Origin of the sequence: Pseudomonas reinekei (assembly GCF_001945365.1) — a bacterium.
In the GTDB taxonomy this organism is placed as follows: domain Bacteria; phylum Pseudomonadota; class Gammaproteobacteria; order Pseudomonadales; family Pseudomonadaceae; genus Aquipseudomonas; species Aquipseudomonas reinekei.
The window spans coordinates 1-15,526 of record NZ_MSTQ01000012.1 but is presented as its reverse complement, the minus strand read 5'-3'; the positions used below and the strand labels follow the sequence as shown (position 1 = coordinate 15,526).

The 15,526-nt window shown below is 59.6% G+C and carries 14 protein-coding genes and 1 pseudogene; 2 read left to right on the top strand and 13 right to left on the bottom strand.

Annotated elements, in window-relative coordinates; translation table 11 throughout:
• Positions 1–35: 35 nt before the first annotated feature.
• The 5 genes from BVK86_RS19190 to BVK86_RS19170 form a co-directional block, all read right to left on the bottom strand.
• Complete coding sequence (locus BVK86_RS19190) at positions 36–803, bottom strand: heme ABC transporter ATP-binding protein (protein WP_075947904.1); 768 nt, start codon at positions 801–803, stop codon at positions 36–38.
• Complete coding sequence (locus tag BVK86_RS19185; protein ID WP_075947903.1) at positions 803–1,840, bottom strand: FecCD family ABC transporter permease; 1,038 nt, start codon at positions 1,838–1,840, stop codon at positions 803–805. The genes BVK86_RS19190 and BVK86_RS19185 overlap by 1 nt, the downstream gene beginning before the upstream one ends.
• A gap of 252 nt (positions 1,841–2,092) precedes the next feature.
• Positions 2,093–3,535, bottom strand: a complete 1,443-nt coding sequence (locus tag BVK86_RS19180) for a catalase (RefSeq protein ID WP_075947902.1) — start codon at positions 3,533–3,535, stop codon at positions 2,093–2,095.
• A 191-nt stretch (positions 3,536–3,726) separates the two neighbouring features.
• The gene (locus tag BVK86_RS19175) at positions 3,727–4,101 is read right to left on the bottom strand and encodes a response regulator (RefSeq protein WP_075948032.1); all 375 of its coding nucleotides are present in this window, start codon (positions 4,099–4,101) and stop codon (positions 3,727–3,729) included.
• 133 nt (positions 4,102–4,234) lie between these two features.
• Positions 4,235–4,765 (bottom strand): hypothetical protein, encoded by a 531-nt coding sequence (locus BVK86_RS19170; protein WP_075947901.1) that lies wholly within the window; start codon positions 4,763–4,765, stop codon positions 4,235–4,237.
• A gap of 308 nt (positions 4,766–5,073) precedes the next feature.
• Here BVK86_RS19170 and BVK86_RS19165 point away from each other — a divergent pair, with 308 nt between their 5' ends.
• Complete coding sequence (locus BVK86_RS19165) at positions 5,074–6,507, top strand: mechanosensitive ion channel domain-containing protein (RefSeq protein ID WP_075947900.1); 1,434 nt, start codon at positions 5,074–5,076, stop codon at positions 6,505–6,507.
• Positions 6,508–6,546: 39 nt separating this feature from the next.
• Here BVK86_RS19165 and BVK86_RS19160 read toward each other — a convergent pair.
• From BVK86_RS19160 to BVK86_RS19130, 7 genes and pseudogenes are all read right to left on the bottom strand, one after another.
• Positions 6,547–7,164 (bottom strand): annotated as a pseudogene (locus BVK86_RS19160) (AraC family transcriptional regulator); the annotation flags it as partial.
• A gap of 120 nt (positions 7,165–7,284) precedes the next feature.
• Positions 7,285–8,739 (bottom strand): sensor histidine kinase, encoded by a 1,455-nt coding sequence (locus BVK86_RS19155; RefSeq protein WP_075948031.1) that lies wholly within the window; start codon positions 8,737–8,739, stop codon positions 7,285–7,287.
• A 286-nt stretch (positions 8,740–9,025) separates the two neighbouring features.
• The gene (locus BVK86_RS19150) at positions 9,026–9,268 is read right to left on the bottom strand and encodes a transmembrane sensor/regulator PpyR (protein ID WP_075947898.1); all 243 of its coding nucleotides are present in this window, start codon (positions 9,266–9,268) and stop codon (positions 9,026–9,028) included.
• 24 nt (positions 9,269–9,292) lie between these two features.
• Entirely contained in the window at positions 9,293–10,492 is a 1,200-nt protein-coding gene (locus BVK86_RS19145) for an NAD(P)/FAD-dependent oxidoreductase (RefSeq protein WP_075947897.1), read from the bottom strand.
• Positions 10,493–10,727: 235 nt separating this feature from the next.
• Complete coding sequence (locus BVK86_RS19140; protein ID WP_075947896.1) at positions 10,728–11,102, bottom strand: response regulator transcription factor; 375 nt, start codon at positions 11,100–11,102, stop codon at positions 10,728–10,730.
• A 99-nt stretch (positions 11,103–11,201) separates the two neighbouring features.
• Positions 11,202–11,855 (bottom strand): response regulator transcription factor, encoded by a 654-nt coding sequence (locus BVK86_RS19135; protein WP_075947895.1) that lies wholly within the window; start codon positions 11,853–11,855, stop codon positions 11,202–11,204.
• A gap of 103 nt (positions 11,856–11,958) precedes the next feature.
• The gene (locus tag BVK86_RS19130) at positions 11,959–13,413 is read right to left on the bottom strand and encodes a sensor histidine kinase (protein WP_075947894.1); all 1,455 of its coding nucleotides are present in this window, start codon (positions 13,411–13,413) and stop codon (positions 11,959–11,961) included.
• A gap of 413 nt (positions 13,414–13,826) precedes the next feature.
• Here BVK86_RS19130 and BVK86_RS19125 point away from each other — a divergent pair, with 413 nt between their 5' ends.
• Complete coding sequence (locus tag BVK86_RS19125; protein WP_075947893.1) at positions 13,827–14,801, top strand: LysR family transcriptional regulator; 975 nt, start codon at positions 13,827–13,829, stop codon at positions 14,799–14,801.
• Here the strand turns inward: BVK86_RS19125 and BVK86_RS19120 are convergent.
• Positions 14,777–15,205, bottom strand: coding sequence for a nuclear transport factor 2 family protein (locus BVK86_RS19120; protein WP_075947892.1), 429 nt, complete (start codon positions 15,203–15,205; stop codon positions 14,777–14,779). The two genes, BVK86_RS19125 and BVK86_RS19120, sit on opposite strands and share 25 nt — an antisense overlap.
• Between the last annotated feature and the right edge of the window lie 321 nt (positions 15,206–15,526).

The following is a 15,526-nucleotide window of genomic DNA, read 5'->3' as shown; positions in this document are numbered from 1 at the left end:
GGTGGCCCCCTCGGACATCGGAGAGGGGGCGGGTATCAGCGCGCAATAATTAAAGGATGGCCGCGCTCCGGGTGTTGGTGAATCAGCACCTGCAGCCCGTACACCGCCTGCACTGCCTCGGCGGTCAGCACTTGGTCCGGGGGGCCATAAGCGTGCATTCGACCTTCCTGCAACAGCAACAGCTGATCGCAATACCGCGCGGCCAGGTTGAGGTCGTGCAGGATCACCAGCACCGCCGCACCGCGCCCGGCGAAGTCGCGCACCGCTTGCAGGATGGTGTGTTGGTGCAACGGATCGAGCATCGAAGTCGGCTCGTCGAGCAGCAGGATCTGCCCCTCGGCGCCAGGCCACAGTTGGGCAAGCACCCGCGCCAGATGCACGCGCTGGCGCTCGCCACCGGACAAGGCCAGATAACTGCGCCCGGCGAGGTGCAAGGCATCGGCCGCGCTCAGGGCTTCGGCGACGATTTGAGCATCGCGCACGCGACCGCTGGCATGGGGCAGGCGGCCCATGCCCACCACTTCATTGACCGAGAAAGCAAAGTTCAGGCTCGAACTCTGGGGCAGTACCGCCAGGCGTTTGGCCCGCGCCTGACCGGGCCAGTCGGCGAGCTTGCGCTCGTCGAGGCTGACCGTGCCTTCGCTGATCGGCAGCTCATCGCACAGGGCGGCGAGCAGGGTGCTTTTGCCCGCGCCGTTCGGGCCCAGCACGCCAAGGACCTCTCCCGGACGCAACGCGATATCGATGTCGGCCAGTACGGTGCGACTGCCGCGCCGGACCAGCAAGTTATTGGCCCGCAGCATCAGGTGCGCCCCCGTACCAGCAGATAAAGGAAGAAGGGTGCGCCGATGAGTGCGGTGACGATGCCGATTGGCAATTCGGCCGGTGCCAGCAGCAGGCGGGCGACCAGATCGGCCAGCAACAACAGGCTGGCGCCGGCGAGCAACGAGGCCGGCAACAGCACCCGATGGTCGGGTCCGACCAGCAGACGCATCAGGTGCGGCACCACCAAACCGATAAAGCCGATCAGGCCCGCTGCTGCCACCGCAGCACCGACACCCAGCGCGGTGCACAGCACCAGCTCAAGCTTGATCCGTTCGACATTGAAACCCAGGTGACGTGCTTCCGATTCGCCCAGCAGCATCGCGTTGAGCGCCGCCGCGCGACGGGGCAACCATAGCGCCACGCCCGTTGCCACGATCAGCAACGGCCACAAGCGCGGGTAGCTGGCGCCGTTGAGGCTGCCGAGGTTCCAGAAGGTCAGGGTACGCAAGGCGGCGGCGTCGGCGAGGTAAGTGAACAGGCCAACGCCAGCCCCGGCCATGGCCGTCATTGCCACGCCGGCCAACAACAGGGTGGCGACGTTGGTTTGACCATTGCTGCGACCGAAGCGATACACCACCGCCGTGACGACCAGGCCACCCATGAAGGCGCACAACGACAGCAGATACGGCTCGACGGCCGGCGACAGACCTCCGAGCATGCTGCCACCGACGATGGCGAACGCCGCGCCGAGTGCCGCACCGGCAGACACACCGACCAGCCCAGGATCCGCCAGCGGGTTGCGAAACAACCCCTGCATCGCCACGCCCGACAGCGCCAGGACCGAACCGACCGCGATGCCTAGCAGGCTGCGGGGCAGGCGGATCTGACCGAGAATCAGCTCCGCCTGTTGCGTGTCACCACCGTCAACCGGCAAGCCGAGCAAGCGCAGCCCGGCGAGCAGGGTATCGCCCAGCGGCAGGCTGACCGGCCCGAGGGCCAGGGACAACCAGAACACCAGCGCCAACAACAGACCGAGAGTCATCAGCATCGGCCGTGGCCGCACGATGGCCGTCATCGGCTTTGAGCCTGAACACCTGAATAGAGCGCCAACGCGCAGACCGGCAGTGATTTGATACGCATCAGGTCGCTTCCTTAATGGATCAGGACGGTGGCGGTTTCGGCCTGGGTCCGCCTGGTAGCGGGATAACCCTTTCACCGTCGGCATCGAAACCTTCGAAGCGGGTGATGATGCCATCAACCTTCGGTTTGCGTCCTTACCTGAAGCTAAAAACCTGCAGAAGCGAACCTGCTCCTGCAGGTTCTGCGTTTACCGGTCGAGATCGGCCAATGCCTGGGCAACCCCAGCCCCATAACGCGGATCAGCCAGGTTGCAATGGGCGATATGCCGTTGCTGCACTTGCTGCGAAACACCGCTGAGCGAACGCGCGGTGTTTTCGAACAACGCCTGTTTCTCCGACTCAGACATCAGGCGGAACAGGTTGCCGGGTTGTTCGAAGTGGTCTTCGTCCACGCGATGATCCCAATGCCCGGCAGCGCCGGAGATCTTCAGCGGTGGTTCGCGCCAGTCCGGCTGGTCGGCCCATTGGTCGTCGCTGTTGGGGACGTACGCCAACTGACCGCCGTAGTTACCGTCGACGCGCATGGCACCATCGCGATGGAAACTGTGTACGGGGCAACGGGCGGCGTTGACCGGAATCTGGTGATGATTGACGCCCAGGCGATAACGCGCGGCATCGCCGTAGGCAAACAGGCGTGCCTGCAGCATGCGGTCCGGTGAGAAGCCGATTCCAGGGACCACATTCGATGGCGAGAATGCCGCTTGCTCGACTTCGGCGAAGACGTTTTCCGGGTTGCGGTTGAGCTCGAAGTACCCCACTTCGATCAACGGGTAGTCTTCGTGTGGCCAGACCTTGGTCAGGTCGAACGGATTGACGCCGTGGTCGTGAGCCTGGTCTTCGGTCATGACCTGGATGTAGAACGTCCAGCGCGGAAAGTCGCCGGCTTCAATGCTGTCGAACAGATCCCGATGATGACTTTCACGGTCGCGGCCAATCAGCTTTTCAGCCTGTTCGTCACTCAGGTTTTCAACGCCTTGCTGGCTCTTGAAGGTGAACTTGACCCAATGCCGCTCGTTATTGGCGTTGATCAGGCTGAACGTGTGGCTGCCAAAACCGTGCATATGCCGGAAGCTACGCGGAATGCCACGCTGGCTCATGACGATGGTCACCTGATGCAAGGCTTCAGGCAGCGACGTCCAGAAATCCCAGTTGCTTTGCGCACTGCGCATGCCGGTGCGTGGGTCGCGTTTGACCGCGTGGTTGAGGTCCGGGAAGCGCAATGGGTCGCGGAAAAAAAACACCGGCGTGTTGTTGCCGACCAAATCCCAGTTGCCTTGTTCGGTGTAGAACTTCAGGGCGAAACCACGAATGTCGCGCTCGGCATCGGCGGCACCGCGCTCACCGGCAACAGTCGAGAAACGGGTGAAGATCGGTGTTTGCTTGCCCACTTCGGAAAACAGGCGAGCCTTGGTGTAGCGCGTTACGTCGTGGGTCACGGTGAAGGTGCCGTAGGCACCGGAACCTTTGGCGTGCATGCGCCGCTCGGGAATGACTTCGCGGTCGAAGTGGGCGAGTTTTTCCAGCAGCCAGACATCCTGCAGCAGCGCGGGGCCGCGGGGGCCAGCGGTCTGGATATTGAAGTTGTCGACGACGGGAGCGCCGTTGATCGAAGTCAGTTTGTTTTTTGACATGGTACGGTTTCTTTAAGTTGAGGTTTTAGTTGAGTGGGTACAGTAAAATTCTTAACTAATCGAAAACTGATAAAGAAAATGTTATTTGTTTTGGCGCCGCAGCGCAGCGTTGCAAACGGTCAGCAAGTGCCTACTTGAGTTCGAAACGTTCATACCAAAGTGTTAAAAATTTATTGGCCAGGTGGTCAGCATCAAATCCGGCGCTTAAGCGCTCGTTCTATACAGGCCAGCAGTGCATCGGTATTGAACGGCTTGGAAAAATAGCCTTCGGGTTTTCGCACGCGGGCACTGAACTGTGGCGGCAGACCTGGCATTCCGGTGATGAACAGCGTGGGGATATGGGCGTTTCGGGCCGCCAGTGCTTCGTACATTTGCACCCCACACATGCCGGGCATCTGAATATCCGAAATCAGGCAGTCAGTCTGCTCGGGGCCACAGGAATCAAGAAACGCATAGGCACTGTTGTAGGTGTTTACCGTGTAGCCGTAAGAACGCAATAAACTGTCCAGCGAGATAAGAATTAGTTCGTCATCATCAACAACTGAAATAATAGCTGAGTTGAACATGTAGAAACCTTGCGTCATTGCGAGTGGCGCTAAGTGGCGCCCGCCATACTTGCAAGATACGCGCTCCAAGAAAGCGGAATAGTATACTTGGGTATGTTTGCTGGTTGAGTTTTCGATAATTAAAGAAACGCTGTCACCACGGCTGTCCATCGGCCAGGTTGGCTTCGATCAGCGACAGGAAACGCGCGTTGTGCCGCGTGCATTCTTCAAAAAACCGTTTGCTGGCATTGTCCTTGTTGGCGATCGCGCATTCGCAGTAGTCGCGCAGCAAGGCATCGACGGCCCGCAGTCGGCGCGTTCCCTGACAAATCCCGCTCAGGCAGTCGGCAAAACACTGCGGGTCGTGGGTGTCATTCAGGCTGTACAGGGCAGCCGTCTCGGCGTAGCCGCCCAGGTCGGTGATGCCTTTGGCCAGGAATTCGGCGTAGTCGGCATTGGCGCGCACCAGGCGTCGGAACAGCTGTTGCACCGGCAGGAAGCTGACGTTCTGCAGTTTCTGCTGACCCCGTTTGAGCTGCGCAAGCATGCCCAGCGTGGTGCTCAGCGTCTGCGTCAAGGCGTCGATGATTTCGACGCGCTCGGAAATGGACAGGGACGTGTGCGCACCATAGCGACTGATGCGCAGCGGATGACTGGCGATGTACAGCTTTTGCAGTGCGTTCATGACAACCGTCCTCAGGTCAGCGCGTCGGCGCAATGAGTTGATTCATTCAAGGTGACCAGCGTAAATCGATGCGCGCCGCACAACACTCCTACCTCAAGACAGTGGCGTAGCACATGGGGCTAAAGCCGTAATACCTGGGTATGAGTCGCTAGCACTGAGGTAGGAGTGCCTGGCGCAAACGGGCCACTTACAGTGCCAGGGCGGGCGATTGCACCAGGCCTTCGCGGTTTTTTCTCCCTTCAACGCTATTTTTTAACGGCGATCACCTGCAGCGTTTCCCTGCATGAGCGGCTGTGGAGAAATCATTCATGTTTACCTTCCTGCAGTCTCACCCCTTGATCTGCGGCGTTATCCTGGTGGTGATCGACCTGGCACTGTGGCAGGTGATTGGAGCCGCGCGACACAATCTGCGCCTGTGCTTGCGCATCGTTATTTTCGTCGCGTTCAGTTGGGTCCTGACGGCAGCTGGTATCAGCCCGTTGCAGCCGCCACTGTGGCCCGAGGACGCCGTCCTCAACCTGATGGGCACGGTGTTGGGCATTGGCTGGTGGCTGTTTGCAGCCCGGACCATCACCGTTATCGTCGGCTACGGCCTGACGTCCCGCGCCGGGCACAGCGCACGCTTGCTGTACGACTTGCTGGGGGCGGTGATCTTCCTGATCGGCATTGTCGGCGCCGCGGCTTATGTCTTGCAGTTGCCCGTCAAGGGCTTGCTGGCGACATCGGGAGCGATGGCGATCGTCGTCGGCCTGGCCCTGCAAAGCACTTTGAGCGATGTGTTTTCCGGCATCGTGCTCAACACCACCAAGCCCTATCAACTCGATGACCGGATTTCCATCGACGGCACCCAGGGCAAAGTGGTCGAGATCGATTGGCGTTCGACCCATCTGATGACCGACATGGGCGGCATCGCGGTGGTGCCCAACTCGGTGGCGGCGAAAGCGCGGATTGTCAATTTCAGTCGTCCCGGGGATGTGAACGGGGTCAGTATGGTCATCGCCGTGCCCAGCAGCGTGCGTCCGCGCCGGGCCATCGATGCGCTGGAAAAAACCTTGCATGGCACCCGTGCGCTGTTGCCGTCGCGCGCGGCCAAGGTGTCGGTGAAAAGCTCGCACCTGGAATACACCGAATACGAGCTCAAGGGCTTTATTGCCTCTGCAAAAAGCAAGAACGAGGTGTGCAACCTGATGTTCGACCTCGCGCATCGCCACCTCGAGGCTGCGGGCGTCACCTGGGGCTACGGCCAGGACGAGCAGCACTGGAACCGGCAACGCCGGCTGCTGGAAGATGTGCGGATTTTCCGTTCGTTGAACAACGAGGAACGCGATCGCGTCGCCGATGAAATGACCCCGGTGGACTACCAGGCCGACGAGGTGATCCTGGCGTTCGGCGAGATTTCCGATTGCCTGATGATCATCAGTACGGGCGTGGTGTCAGTGTCGATTCACGACGACGAAAAACTGGTGGAAGTCGGGCGCATGGGGCCGGGTGAGGTCCTGGGCGAGGAGGGTATTCTCGCGGATCGTCCGTCACGGGGAGAGTTTCGCAGCATCACCAGCGGGCGGTTGTTCCGCATCGATAAAGCCATGTTCGGCAACCAGCTGGAGCACCTTAGCGAACTGCGCTCCGCGTTGAGCAACTTGCAGGACCAGCGCCAGGAGATCCGCCAGACCCTGGTCATGCAAAAGCCGATAGAGGTCAAGAAAGCCAGCCTGTTGCGGTGGCTGCTGCAACGAAAATGAGACGGGGCGGGCCTTGCCTGACGCAAGGCCCGTCGGTCAGGCGCTGGCCGGGAATTGTGATTGCAGCAATGAACCCCATTGCGCCTGATTGTCCGGTCGGCGGTAGTACACCACCATGTGCCGGGCGACTTGCATCGCGATTTCGCGACCGCCGTCAGCCTCCACGAGTGCCAACGCCAGATCGATTCCCGCGCTGATGCCGGCAGAGGTCCACACCGACTGCTGCTGCACGAAGATCGCTTCCGGGTCGAGTTCGACCTCGGGGTACATGCGCTCGAACCACTCGGCCATCACCCAATGGGTCGCGGCGCGCCGGCCATCGAGCAAACCGGCCTGGGCCAGCAAGAAAGTACCGCTGCACACTGACGCCGTGCGCGTGGCGGTGACTGAAGCATCGCGCAGCCAGTCCGCGAGCGCTGTGCTGTGGGCAACGATCTGGCGAATGCTCGGGGAGCCGGGGACGATCAGGGTGTCGACCGGGTTATCGTCAAACTCGCTCAGCTTGCGGCTTTGCACCACCAGGCCTTCTGCTGTCTGGATTTCACCACCGGCGAGGCTGGCGGTGTGCAGCGCGTAGCCAGGCAGGCCGCGTTCGGTCATGGCATGGTTGGCCACCCAGAACACAGTCTGGGCACCGGTCAGGTCCAGCAGACCCATTTGCGGGTAGGCCACGAAGACAATGTTTCGCGGTTGGTCGTGATCAGAATGGCGGCTTGCTTCATCGATAGACACTGCGAGGTCTCCAAATCGCCGCATGGCGGCATGTGTGGATGAACGTTATTCATCGTGACTCTGGGGCATCAGCGGAATCGCAAAGAAGAATTGCGTGCCCACACCGACTTCACTGGACACCCAGATGCGCCCACCATGAAATTCAATGATCGAACGGCAAATCGAGAGCCCCATGCCCAGGCCGGTGGGTTTGGTCGTGAAGAACGGGTCGAACAGTGACGGAAGAATGTCTTCGGCAATGCCGGTGCCGGAATCGGTGATTTCAAGCACTGCTTCGTTGTCCTGTACCGAGGTCTGGATCCGCAGCGTTCGTGCCCGGTCATGCACATTGACCATGGCCTGACAGGCATTGACGATGAGATTGATGATCACCTGCTGCAGTTGTATGCGGTCGCCCTGAATGCACGCGCCGGGGGCGTCCAGTTGGGAGTGCGGGCGAACCTGTTGCATGCAGATGTCATGTTGCATGAGCGTCAGTGAGTCGCTGACGATTTCGTCGAACACTTCGATCTGGCGCTGCACCTCACTCTGGCGCGAGAGCGCCCTGATGCAAGTGATGACATCGGAAACCCTGGCCGAATTCTGGATGATCCGGTCCAGCGAGCGGCGTGCTTCATCGAGGTTCGGGTCCGGGCGGTTGATCCAGCGTTTGCAGGATTCGCCGCTGGTGATCACGGCCGCCAACGGTTGATTGATTTCATGGGCGATGGAGGCGGCCAGTTCCCCCATGGAGGTCACGCGTGTCACATGCGCGAGTTTTGCCTGGCTGTGCAGCAGTGCTTCTTCGGAGTGCCTGGAGGCGGTCACGTCCATCAAGGCACCGACGTATTCAACGCGTCCGCCATGCTTGAACAGTGGGTTGGCGATCATCTGCACATGTTTGATCCGGCCATCGGGCATGACCAGGCGATGCTCCACTTCGATCAGGCTTTTCTGGCGTGCGGCCTGTTCCAGAACACTGTCGATGACGGCGAGGTCATCGGGATGCGTGCGCCCTCGGACCATTGCCAGCGTCGGGGTTTCGCCCAGGGGGAACTCGTAAATCCGCGAGGCTTCGTCTGACCACGACACGATCACTTCGTCATCAATGGTAAAGCCGACACTGCCGGTGTGACTGAGTTTTTGTGCGCCCAGAAAGAACGCTTCTTTGCGGCGTAATGATTCGGTCGCGCGCTTGCTGCGCAGCGCCAGCAAGGTAATGGTGGTCAGCGCGATCAGGCAACGCACAAACCCGGCGATCAGCTTGTGATCGCGGTAGCCTGCGTCGACCAGGAAACTGGTGGTGAGGATGGCCACGCAACCGAAGGCGACAGCCAGGAAAACCGGAACAGAAAAAAAGTTCGCCGACATGAACACCAGCGTGATGTAAAACAGCGTCGGTGCAATATCCAGATCAAGGTACGAGTTGGTAATAAAGATCATGCTGCCCGCCGCAATGGCGGCCAGCCAGGCCAGGGCATCTGACAAAAAAAGTTTCTTGCAACGTTTGATGATAGACATTTGTTCTTCCAGATTTTTGCTATCGAACGGCAACTCGCAAGGCATCGGTGATGCCGGGCAAACTCTCTGTGAGGGATGTTTCTGTTGTAGTGCAAAAGCGCTACTGAAATGGGCTGTTTTATCTGTCCTTTGGAGCAAATGTTTATCGAGGTTTGCAGTGGATTTGACTTGATAAAAAACGCCCGCCAAAAAAACGAGTGGCGGGCGCTTGGGAAAAGTCCCGGTCCAGCAAGGAGAGGGCTGGTCGGGATACAGGCGTTTATTCACTTCAACCGGTGAAACCCCGCTACGTTGTCACCGGGTTCGGTCGCAGACGATTGAATGACAACAAGCGCATTACATAGCCCAGCTTGATGGCCGTTGGGCCGAGTATCGTCAAGGCATGGGCCATCACCAGGCTGGGCAGTGACAGATAGGCGTCATAGCCGTAGGCCAGAACCGCGCCGATGACCAGAGCGGACAACCCGCCGATCAGCAGCACGTAGGACAGCTTCAGCACCCGATACGGATCTTCAAAAAAACCGTACATATCGATCACCCGCAGCCTGGAACCTTAAGCCACTGGAATCAGCGGATCGGCGGCGGCCAGTGCAGCGGCGCGATCTGCCGCCGGCGGGTAGATCCAAACGGAGTTGATCTGGCTCTTGAGTTCCTTGGCTTCCTGTTTCACCAGTTTCACCTGGCGATCCCAGCCCTCGGTAAACACGGCGCCCCAGGTGCCCAGGTCCAGGCAAGTGACGTACTTGGGTTGGCTGTAGGGGATTGGCTCGACGCCCAGCAATTCGGCGGCGACGTTGTTGCCGGCATAACGGCCCAGGGCAATCGCATGCTGGCAGGACATGGCGGCGAAGTTGCCCTGGTCATCGGTGGCGGCGTAGGCCACGTCACCGGCGGCGTAGACATCGGCGTGACCGCGAACTTTGAGGTTCTGATCCACATGCAGGCGGCCCTGATGGTCGCGGGTGCCTTGCACTTGCTCGGTCAGTGTGTGGGCGCGGAAACCCACGGTCCAGATCACGGTGCTGGATTCGATGCGACGGCCATCGGCGAGGGTGACACCGCCTGCATCGACCGAGGCCGTCGTGGCGCCGACGATCCATTCGATGCCCAGATGCTCCGAGGCCTCGACGATGGATGGACGAATGCCGTCGCCCAAGGCTGAACCGAGCTGTGGGGCACGTTCGATTACAACCACGCGGATGTCAGCGTCATCACCTAGCGCGGCACGCAGGCGCGCCGGCATTTCCGTTGCGGTTTCGATACCGGTGAAACCGCCGCCGATGACCACAACGGTGTTGCGGGCAGCACTGGCCGGCTTGTCCTTCAGCGCCTTGATGTGCGTTTCCAGCTCGGTGGCGGATTCGATTTCATCAACATCGAACGCATGCTCCAGACCTTCGAGCGGCGGACGGTTCAGCTTGCTGCCGGCGGCCAGCACCAGGCGGTCATAGCTCAGCTTGCCCTGGGTACCCGCGATGTTGGTGTAGCTGACCTGTTTGGTTTTCTCGTCGATCTCCTCGGCCGAGCCCTGAACGAATTTCACGCCCACGGCCTTGAACAGATCGTCCAGCGGAGCTTTCATGGTGTGCACGTCGGGCTCGTAGAAACGCGGGCGGATCCGCAGCTCGGCCTGAGGCGCGAGCACGGTGATCTCGACGTCATTTCGATCGTGTTTGTCCAGCAGACGGGCAGCGCTCAATGCGCTCCAGACACCACCGAAACCTGCACCAATAATCAAAATTTGCTGTTTCATTGTTTTGCTCCTGAAGAACAATCGAGGGCGTGAAAAAGTTGTGGCGATGTAAGCTCTACCGCGATGGCTGCACATTCGCGAAGTGGCTAGACAACGCGGCGCAGACGGTTTGGCTTGATCTGGAACAGATGGTATTCGAGAGGTTTAAATCTGACACTGCTACATACGGTCAGCGCGAGTATGAGTAAGTATGAGCGGGGTATACCAAGGTATAAGCGGCTTTAAATCGCCGAAGTCAGTCAGGTCGGGTCAGTACAGTTTCGATACAGGCGAGCAACTTGTCAGTGGCAAAAGGCTTGGGGAAAAAGGCAATCGGTGTATGCGCGCTTTTACCGGGCGGACGCTGTGCATAAGGGTTGCCGGTGATGAAAATCACCGGGATATGAATGCCCCGGGCCGCCAATTGCTCATACATGGTGATCCCGTCCATGTCCGGCATTTGTATGTCGGAGATCAAACAGGACGTGATGACCGGGCCATCGGAGAAAAGAAACTCGTGCGCCCCCGCGTAAGTGCGAACCGTATAACCAGTGGATCGTAATAAACTGTCTAACGCCATTCGAACGGATTCATCGTTATCGACAACGGCAATCATTGCCTCGTCATGCATAGTGGTGTCCTGCCTGGTAGCGCAGAACACTGAAAAGGCTCTGCGCTATCCTTGCAAGATACGCTGTCCTGAAAGGGCGCACAGCATACGTGGGTATAGTCACCTGATCGCGGGTTGGGCCGAGATCACCTCAGACATGCGCACCAGATCGGCGAAGGAGCGTGCACCCATTTTGCGCATGGCCTGGCCGCGATGGATCTTCACGGTGATTTCGCTCAAGCCGATTTCCCCGGCAATCTGTTTGTTCATCAAACCCGAGGCCGCCAGCGCCATCACCGTTTGTTCCCGGGCGGTCAGTGTCTGGTGACGCGCCCGCAGTTCATCGGCATGGCGCTCGGACTCGCGGCGTTGTTTATCCCGGCTATGGGCGGCGCACACGGCATCGATCAGGTCCTGTTCGCGAAAAGGCTTGGTCAGGAAGTCCACCGCGCCGGCCTTCATGGCGCGCACCGTCATGGCGATATCGCCGTGCCCCGTAATGAAAACGATAGGGACGTTGATGCCGGCAGCGGCCAGGTCGTTTTGAAAGTCCAGACCACTGCTGCCTTGCAACCTCACATCCAGCACGAGGCAACTGACCGTGTCCGGTCGCCGGTATTTCATGAACTCGGCAACCGAACCGAACAACTCGACCCGCAGGCCGATGGAACGCAACAGACTGCCGAGGGATTCGCGCAGCGGCGCATCGTCGTCGACGATAAAAACCATGGACTCGTTCTGGGTGATTTTGTTGAGTGGATGTTGTTCGTTCATTGCTGATTCCCAAGGGTTGGACGCGCAACCGCCCGGCGCTGTGTGCTTGCCGAGGGACGCTACATTAATTGTCGGTCGGACGGACGGCACTCATACGTGTGTATTAAATGGCCGCGGCGAAGCCCTGGTCATTGGCGACACGTATTGGCAGGGCGAACAGAAACGAGCTGCCCTGGCCATTTGCGCTGGTGGCCCAGATTCGCCCTTCGTGGAAATCGATGATCGAACGACAAATGGAAAGGCCCATACCCAGGCCGTTTGCCTTGGTGGTAAAGAATGGGGTGAACAAGTGCGGCAAGACGTCGGCAGGAATGCCGGGGCCTTGATCGGCGACTTCCAGCAGAACCTCGTTGTCTTTCACCCAGGTGCGAATGCACAGCGCGCGTTCGCAAGGGCTGACCGCGTCCATGGCCTGGCAGGCGTTGATGATCAGGTTGATGATGACTTGCTGCAGCTGCACTCGATCGGCGCTGACCTGCCCGCCGAACGCGTTCAGCTCGATCTGTGGATTGATCTTGTGGTGGGCCAATTCATAGCGAACCAGACTCAGGGTTTCACTGACGATATCGTTCAACGACTCGTTCTGGCGCAACGGATCGCACTTGCGCGATAACGCCCTGACCCGACGGGTGATTTCACTCGCCCGGCTCGAACTGGCGATGATCCGTTCGAGTGACTGGCGTGCCTCAAGCACATCGGGCTGCGGACGGCTGAGCCAGTTGCGGCAGGCTTCGGCGCTGCTGGTGATCGCCGCCAGCGGTTGATTGACCTCATGGGCGATGGAGGCCGCCAGTTCGCCGAGAGAGGTCACGCGGGTGACGTGGGCCAGTTCAGTCTGGGCGCGGCACAGCGCTTCTTCCGCCTCTTTGCTGGCGGTCACGTCCATCAGCGCGCCCAGGTACTCGAAGTTGCCCTCACGGGTGAAGAGTGGGGTGGCGAACAGGTGCAGATATTTGATCCGGCCATCCGGCATCAGCAGACGGTGTTTGACCTCGATCAGGGTTGCATGGCGTGCAGCCTTTTCGAAACCGGCCAGTACCAGTGGCAGGTCATCGGGGTGGGTACGCTCCAGGAACAAGGCCACCGAGGGCGACGTTCGCGCCGGATATTCGAGAATTCGTGCCGCCTGCTCCGACCAGCCCATTCTCCCGAGGTCCGCGCGAAAGCCGAAGCAGGCGGTCTGGGTCAGGCACTGGGCACCGACCATATAGACTTCATTGTGGCGCAGGTTGTCGGAAATCTTTTTGCTGCGCAGCGCCAGATACATAATGGCCGCCAGCACCGCCAGGCTGTGCAGCAGGTCGGTGGTCGTTTCCCAGCGCTGAAACCCGCCCTGATACAGGCACATCGACGTCATGACCAGCATGCAGAACAAGGCGACCACGATCACCGCGCTGATCGACAGCAGATTGATCGCCATCAGCAACAATGCGATATAGAGCGTGGTGGTGGTGAGGTCGGTACGGGTTTCGGTGTTGATCAGTATCCCGCACGCCACGATCAAGCCCATCAGCCACACCAGGAGGTTCTCCAGCGGCTTGAGACTGAGACCGTGCATGAGGCGAGAAGTCCTTTGGCCTATGTTGTACAGCATCTTGCTGCAGGTTCCTTTTGCAAAGGGAGGCGTGCGCGGATGGGATGACGTTTTGTTTGGAATTTCGATCATGCGCGCCTCGTTTTTCTTCGGGCTGGGGCGGAGAATCGGTTCAGTATCCTAGAAGCACGGGCTTGCCTCACGTTAGGACAAAAAACCCGAAAAAGCCGCCATAGTCTCGGGTCGAGCTGGCCGTGTGTAGGCGCAAATCATTAATTTCATTGATTTTTTTAAGTGGCGCTATACCGGAGTATCAACGCGCTGACCTAACGCATGATCGTTCTGTCCCCATGTACGACAGACGTTTTGCAGGCTCGGTCTTACCCTGTGCAGGCACCTTCCCGAACTCAATGGCCGTGTGCCGGGTAGCGAACCTCATGAACAGAAATGACCTGCGTCGTGCCGACATCAACTTGCTGGTGGTTTTCGAAACGATGATGCATGAGCGGAATGTCAGCCGCGTCGGCGAAAAACTTTTCCTGGGGCAACCCACCATCAGCGGTGCCCTGGGCCGATTGCGTGTGTTGTTTGATGACCCGCTGTTCATTCGTTGCGGCCGGGTGATGGAGCCGACCGCGCGGGCCGAGGAAATCTTCGCCAACCTGGCGCCGGCGCTGGACGGCATCGCCGCCGCGCTGAGCCGTTGCCAGTCCTTCGATCCACGCACCAGCGACGCGACGTTTCATATCGGTCTGTCCGACGATGTCGAATACGCGCTGTTGCCGCGGCTGTTGCGGCAACTGCAAATCGAGGCGCCGAACATCAAATTGATTATGCTTCGGGTCGATCAGCAGCAGATTTCGCAAAGGCTGTTCAACGGCGACATCTCTGTGGGCATCAGCCACACCCTCGAATTGCCGGCCAGCGCGCGACGCAAGGGGTTACGCCCGATCCGCCCGACGCTGCTGAGGTTTGATGCACGGCCCGGGCCGCTGGGGCTGGACGAATTCTGTCGGCGTCCGCATGTCGTGGTGTCTTCCGTGGGCAATACCACGGATGACACCGACCACGCCCTGAGCCAGCTGGGCCGCCAGCGCAAAGTGGTGCTGAGCGTCCCGCAATTCAGTGCGTTGCCGGGGTTGCTGGGGCAAAGCGACATGCTGGCCATCGTGCCGGATTACGTCGCCAAGGCGATGTCACCGGTGGCTGGAATGAGGGTTGAGCCGGCACCGCTGCAATTACCGGTACACGAGCTTTCGATGGTCTGGCGCGCGGCGGCGCACGCGGATTCGGGACAGCGCTGGCTGCGTTCACGCTGCAGTGCGTTTCTCTGTGAGCCGGTCGAGTTGCAGGTGGTACCCAAGCTTCGACCGGCGTTGCACAGCGATCAGGCTTTGCTGGCGGCCAGATAGGCGCCGAGGCGCTTGCCCATCTCTTCACCCAGAGCCTGCAAGCCGCTGAGCGGACGGACCATCACTTCGAAGTCGACGATTTTCCCCTGCTCGTTGAAGCGGATCATGTCGATGCCCTTGAGTTGCTTGTCGCCAACCCTGGCGCTGAATTCAAGGATGACATTCAAGCCGTCGGCGGTCGCCAGTTCACGGTGATAAGCGAAGTCTTCGAAGACCTGGAATACCGTGTTGAGAATCATCGAGACCACCGGCGCGCCAGGATACGGCGTGTGCGCCGTCGGCGACCGGAACACCGCTTGAGGGTCCAGCAGCGCCGGCAAGGACTTCAAGTCGCCGGTACGGATCATCGCGTGCCACAGGCTCAAGGACTCTGCGGCTTTCGGGTGCAGTTGCAGTTCAGACATATTCAACTCCTGTTTATTGTTGTTGTTCAAAACTTGCCTGATGCGGGTATATCCAATTGGCGGGGGGCGTCGGGTTGCCTGCATCTTACGCAGAAAGGAACCATAGATTCGCTTAAAAAACGGCCACGAAAAAGCCCGGCTGATCAGGCCGGGCTTTTCGGGGCGTTGCGGTGAAGCGATTCAATCAGGCGACGGTGTTGCCTTGCAGGCGGTCGGAGCCATCAGCGGCGACAGTGTTGCCTTGCAGGCGGTCGGAGCCATCAGCGGCGACAGTGTTGCCTTGCAGGCGGTCGGAGCCATCAGCGGCGACAGTGTTGCCTT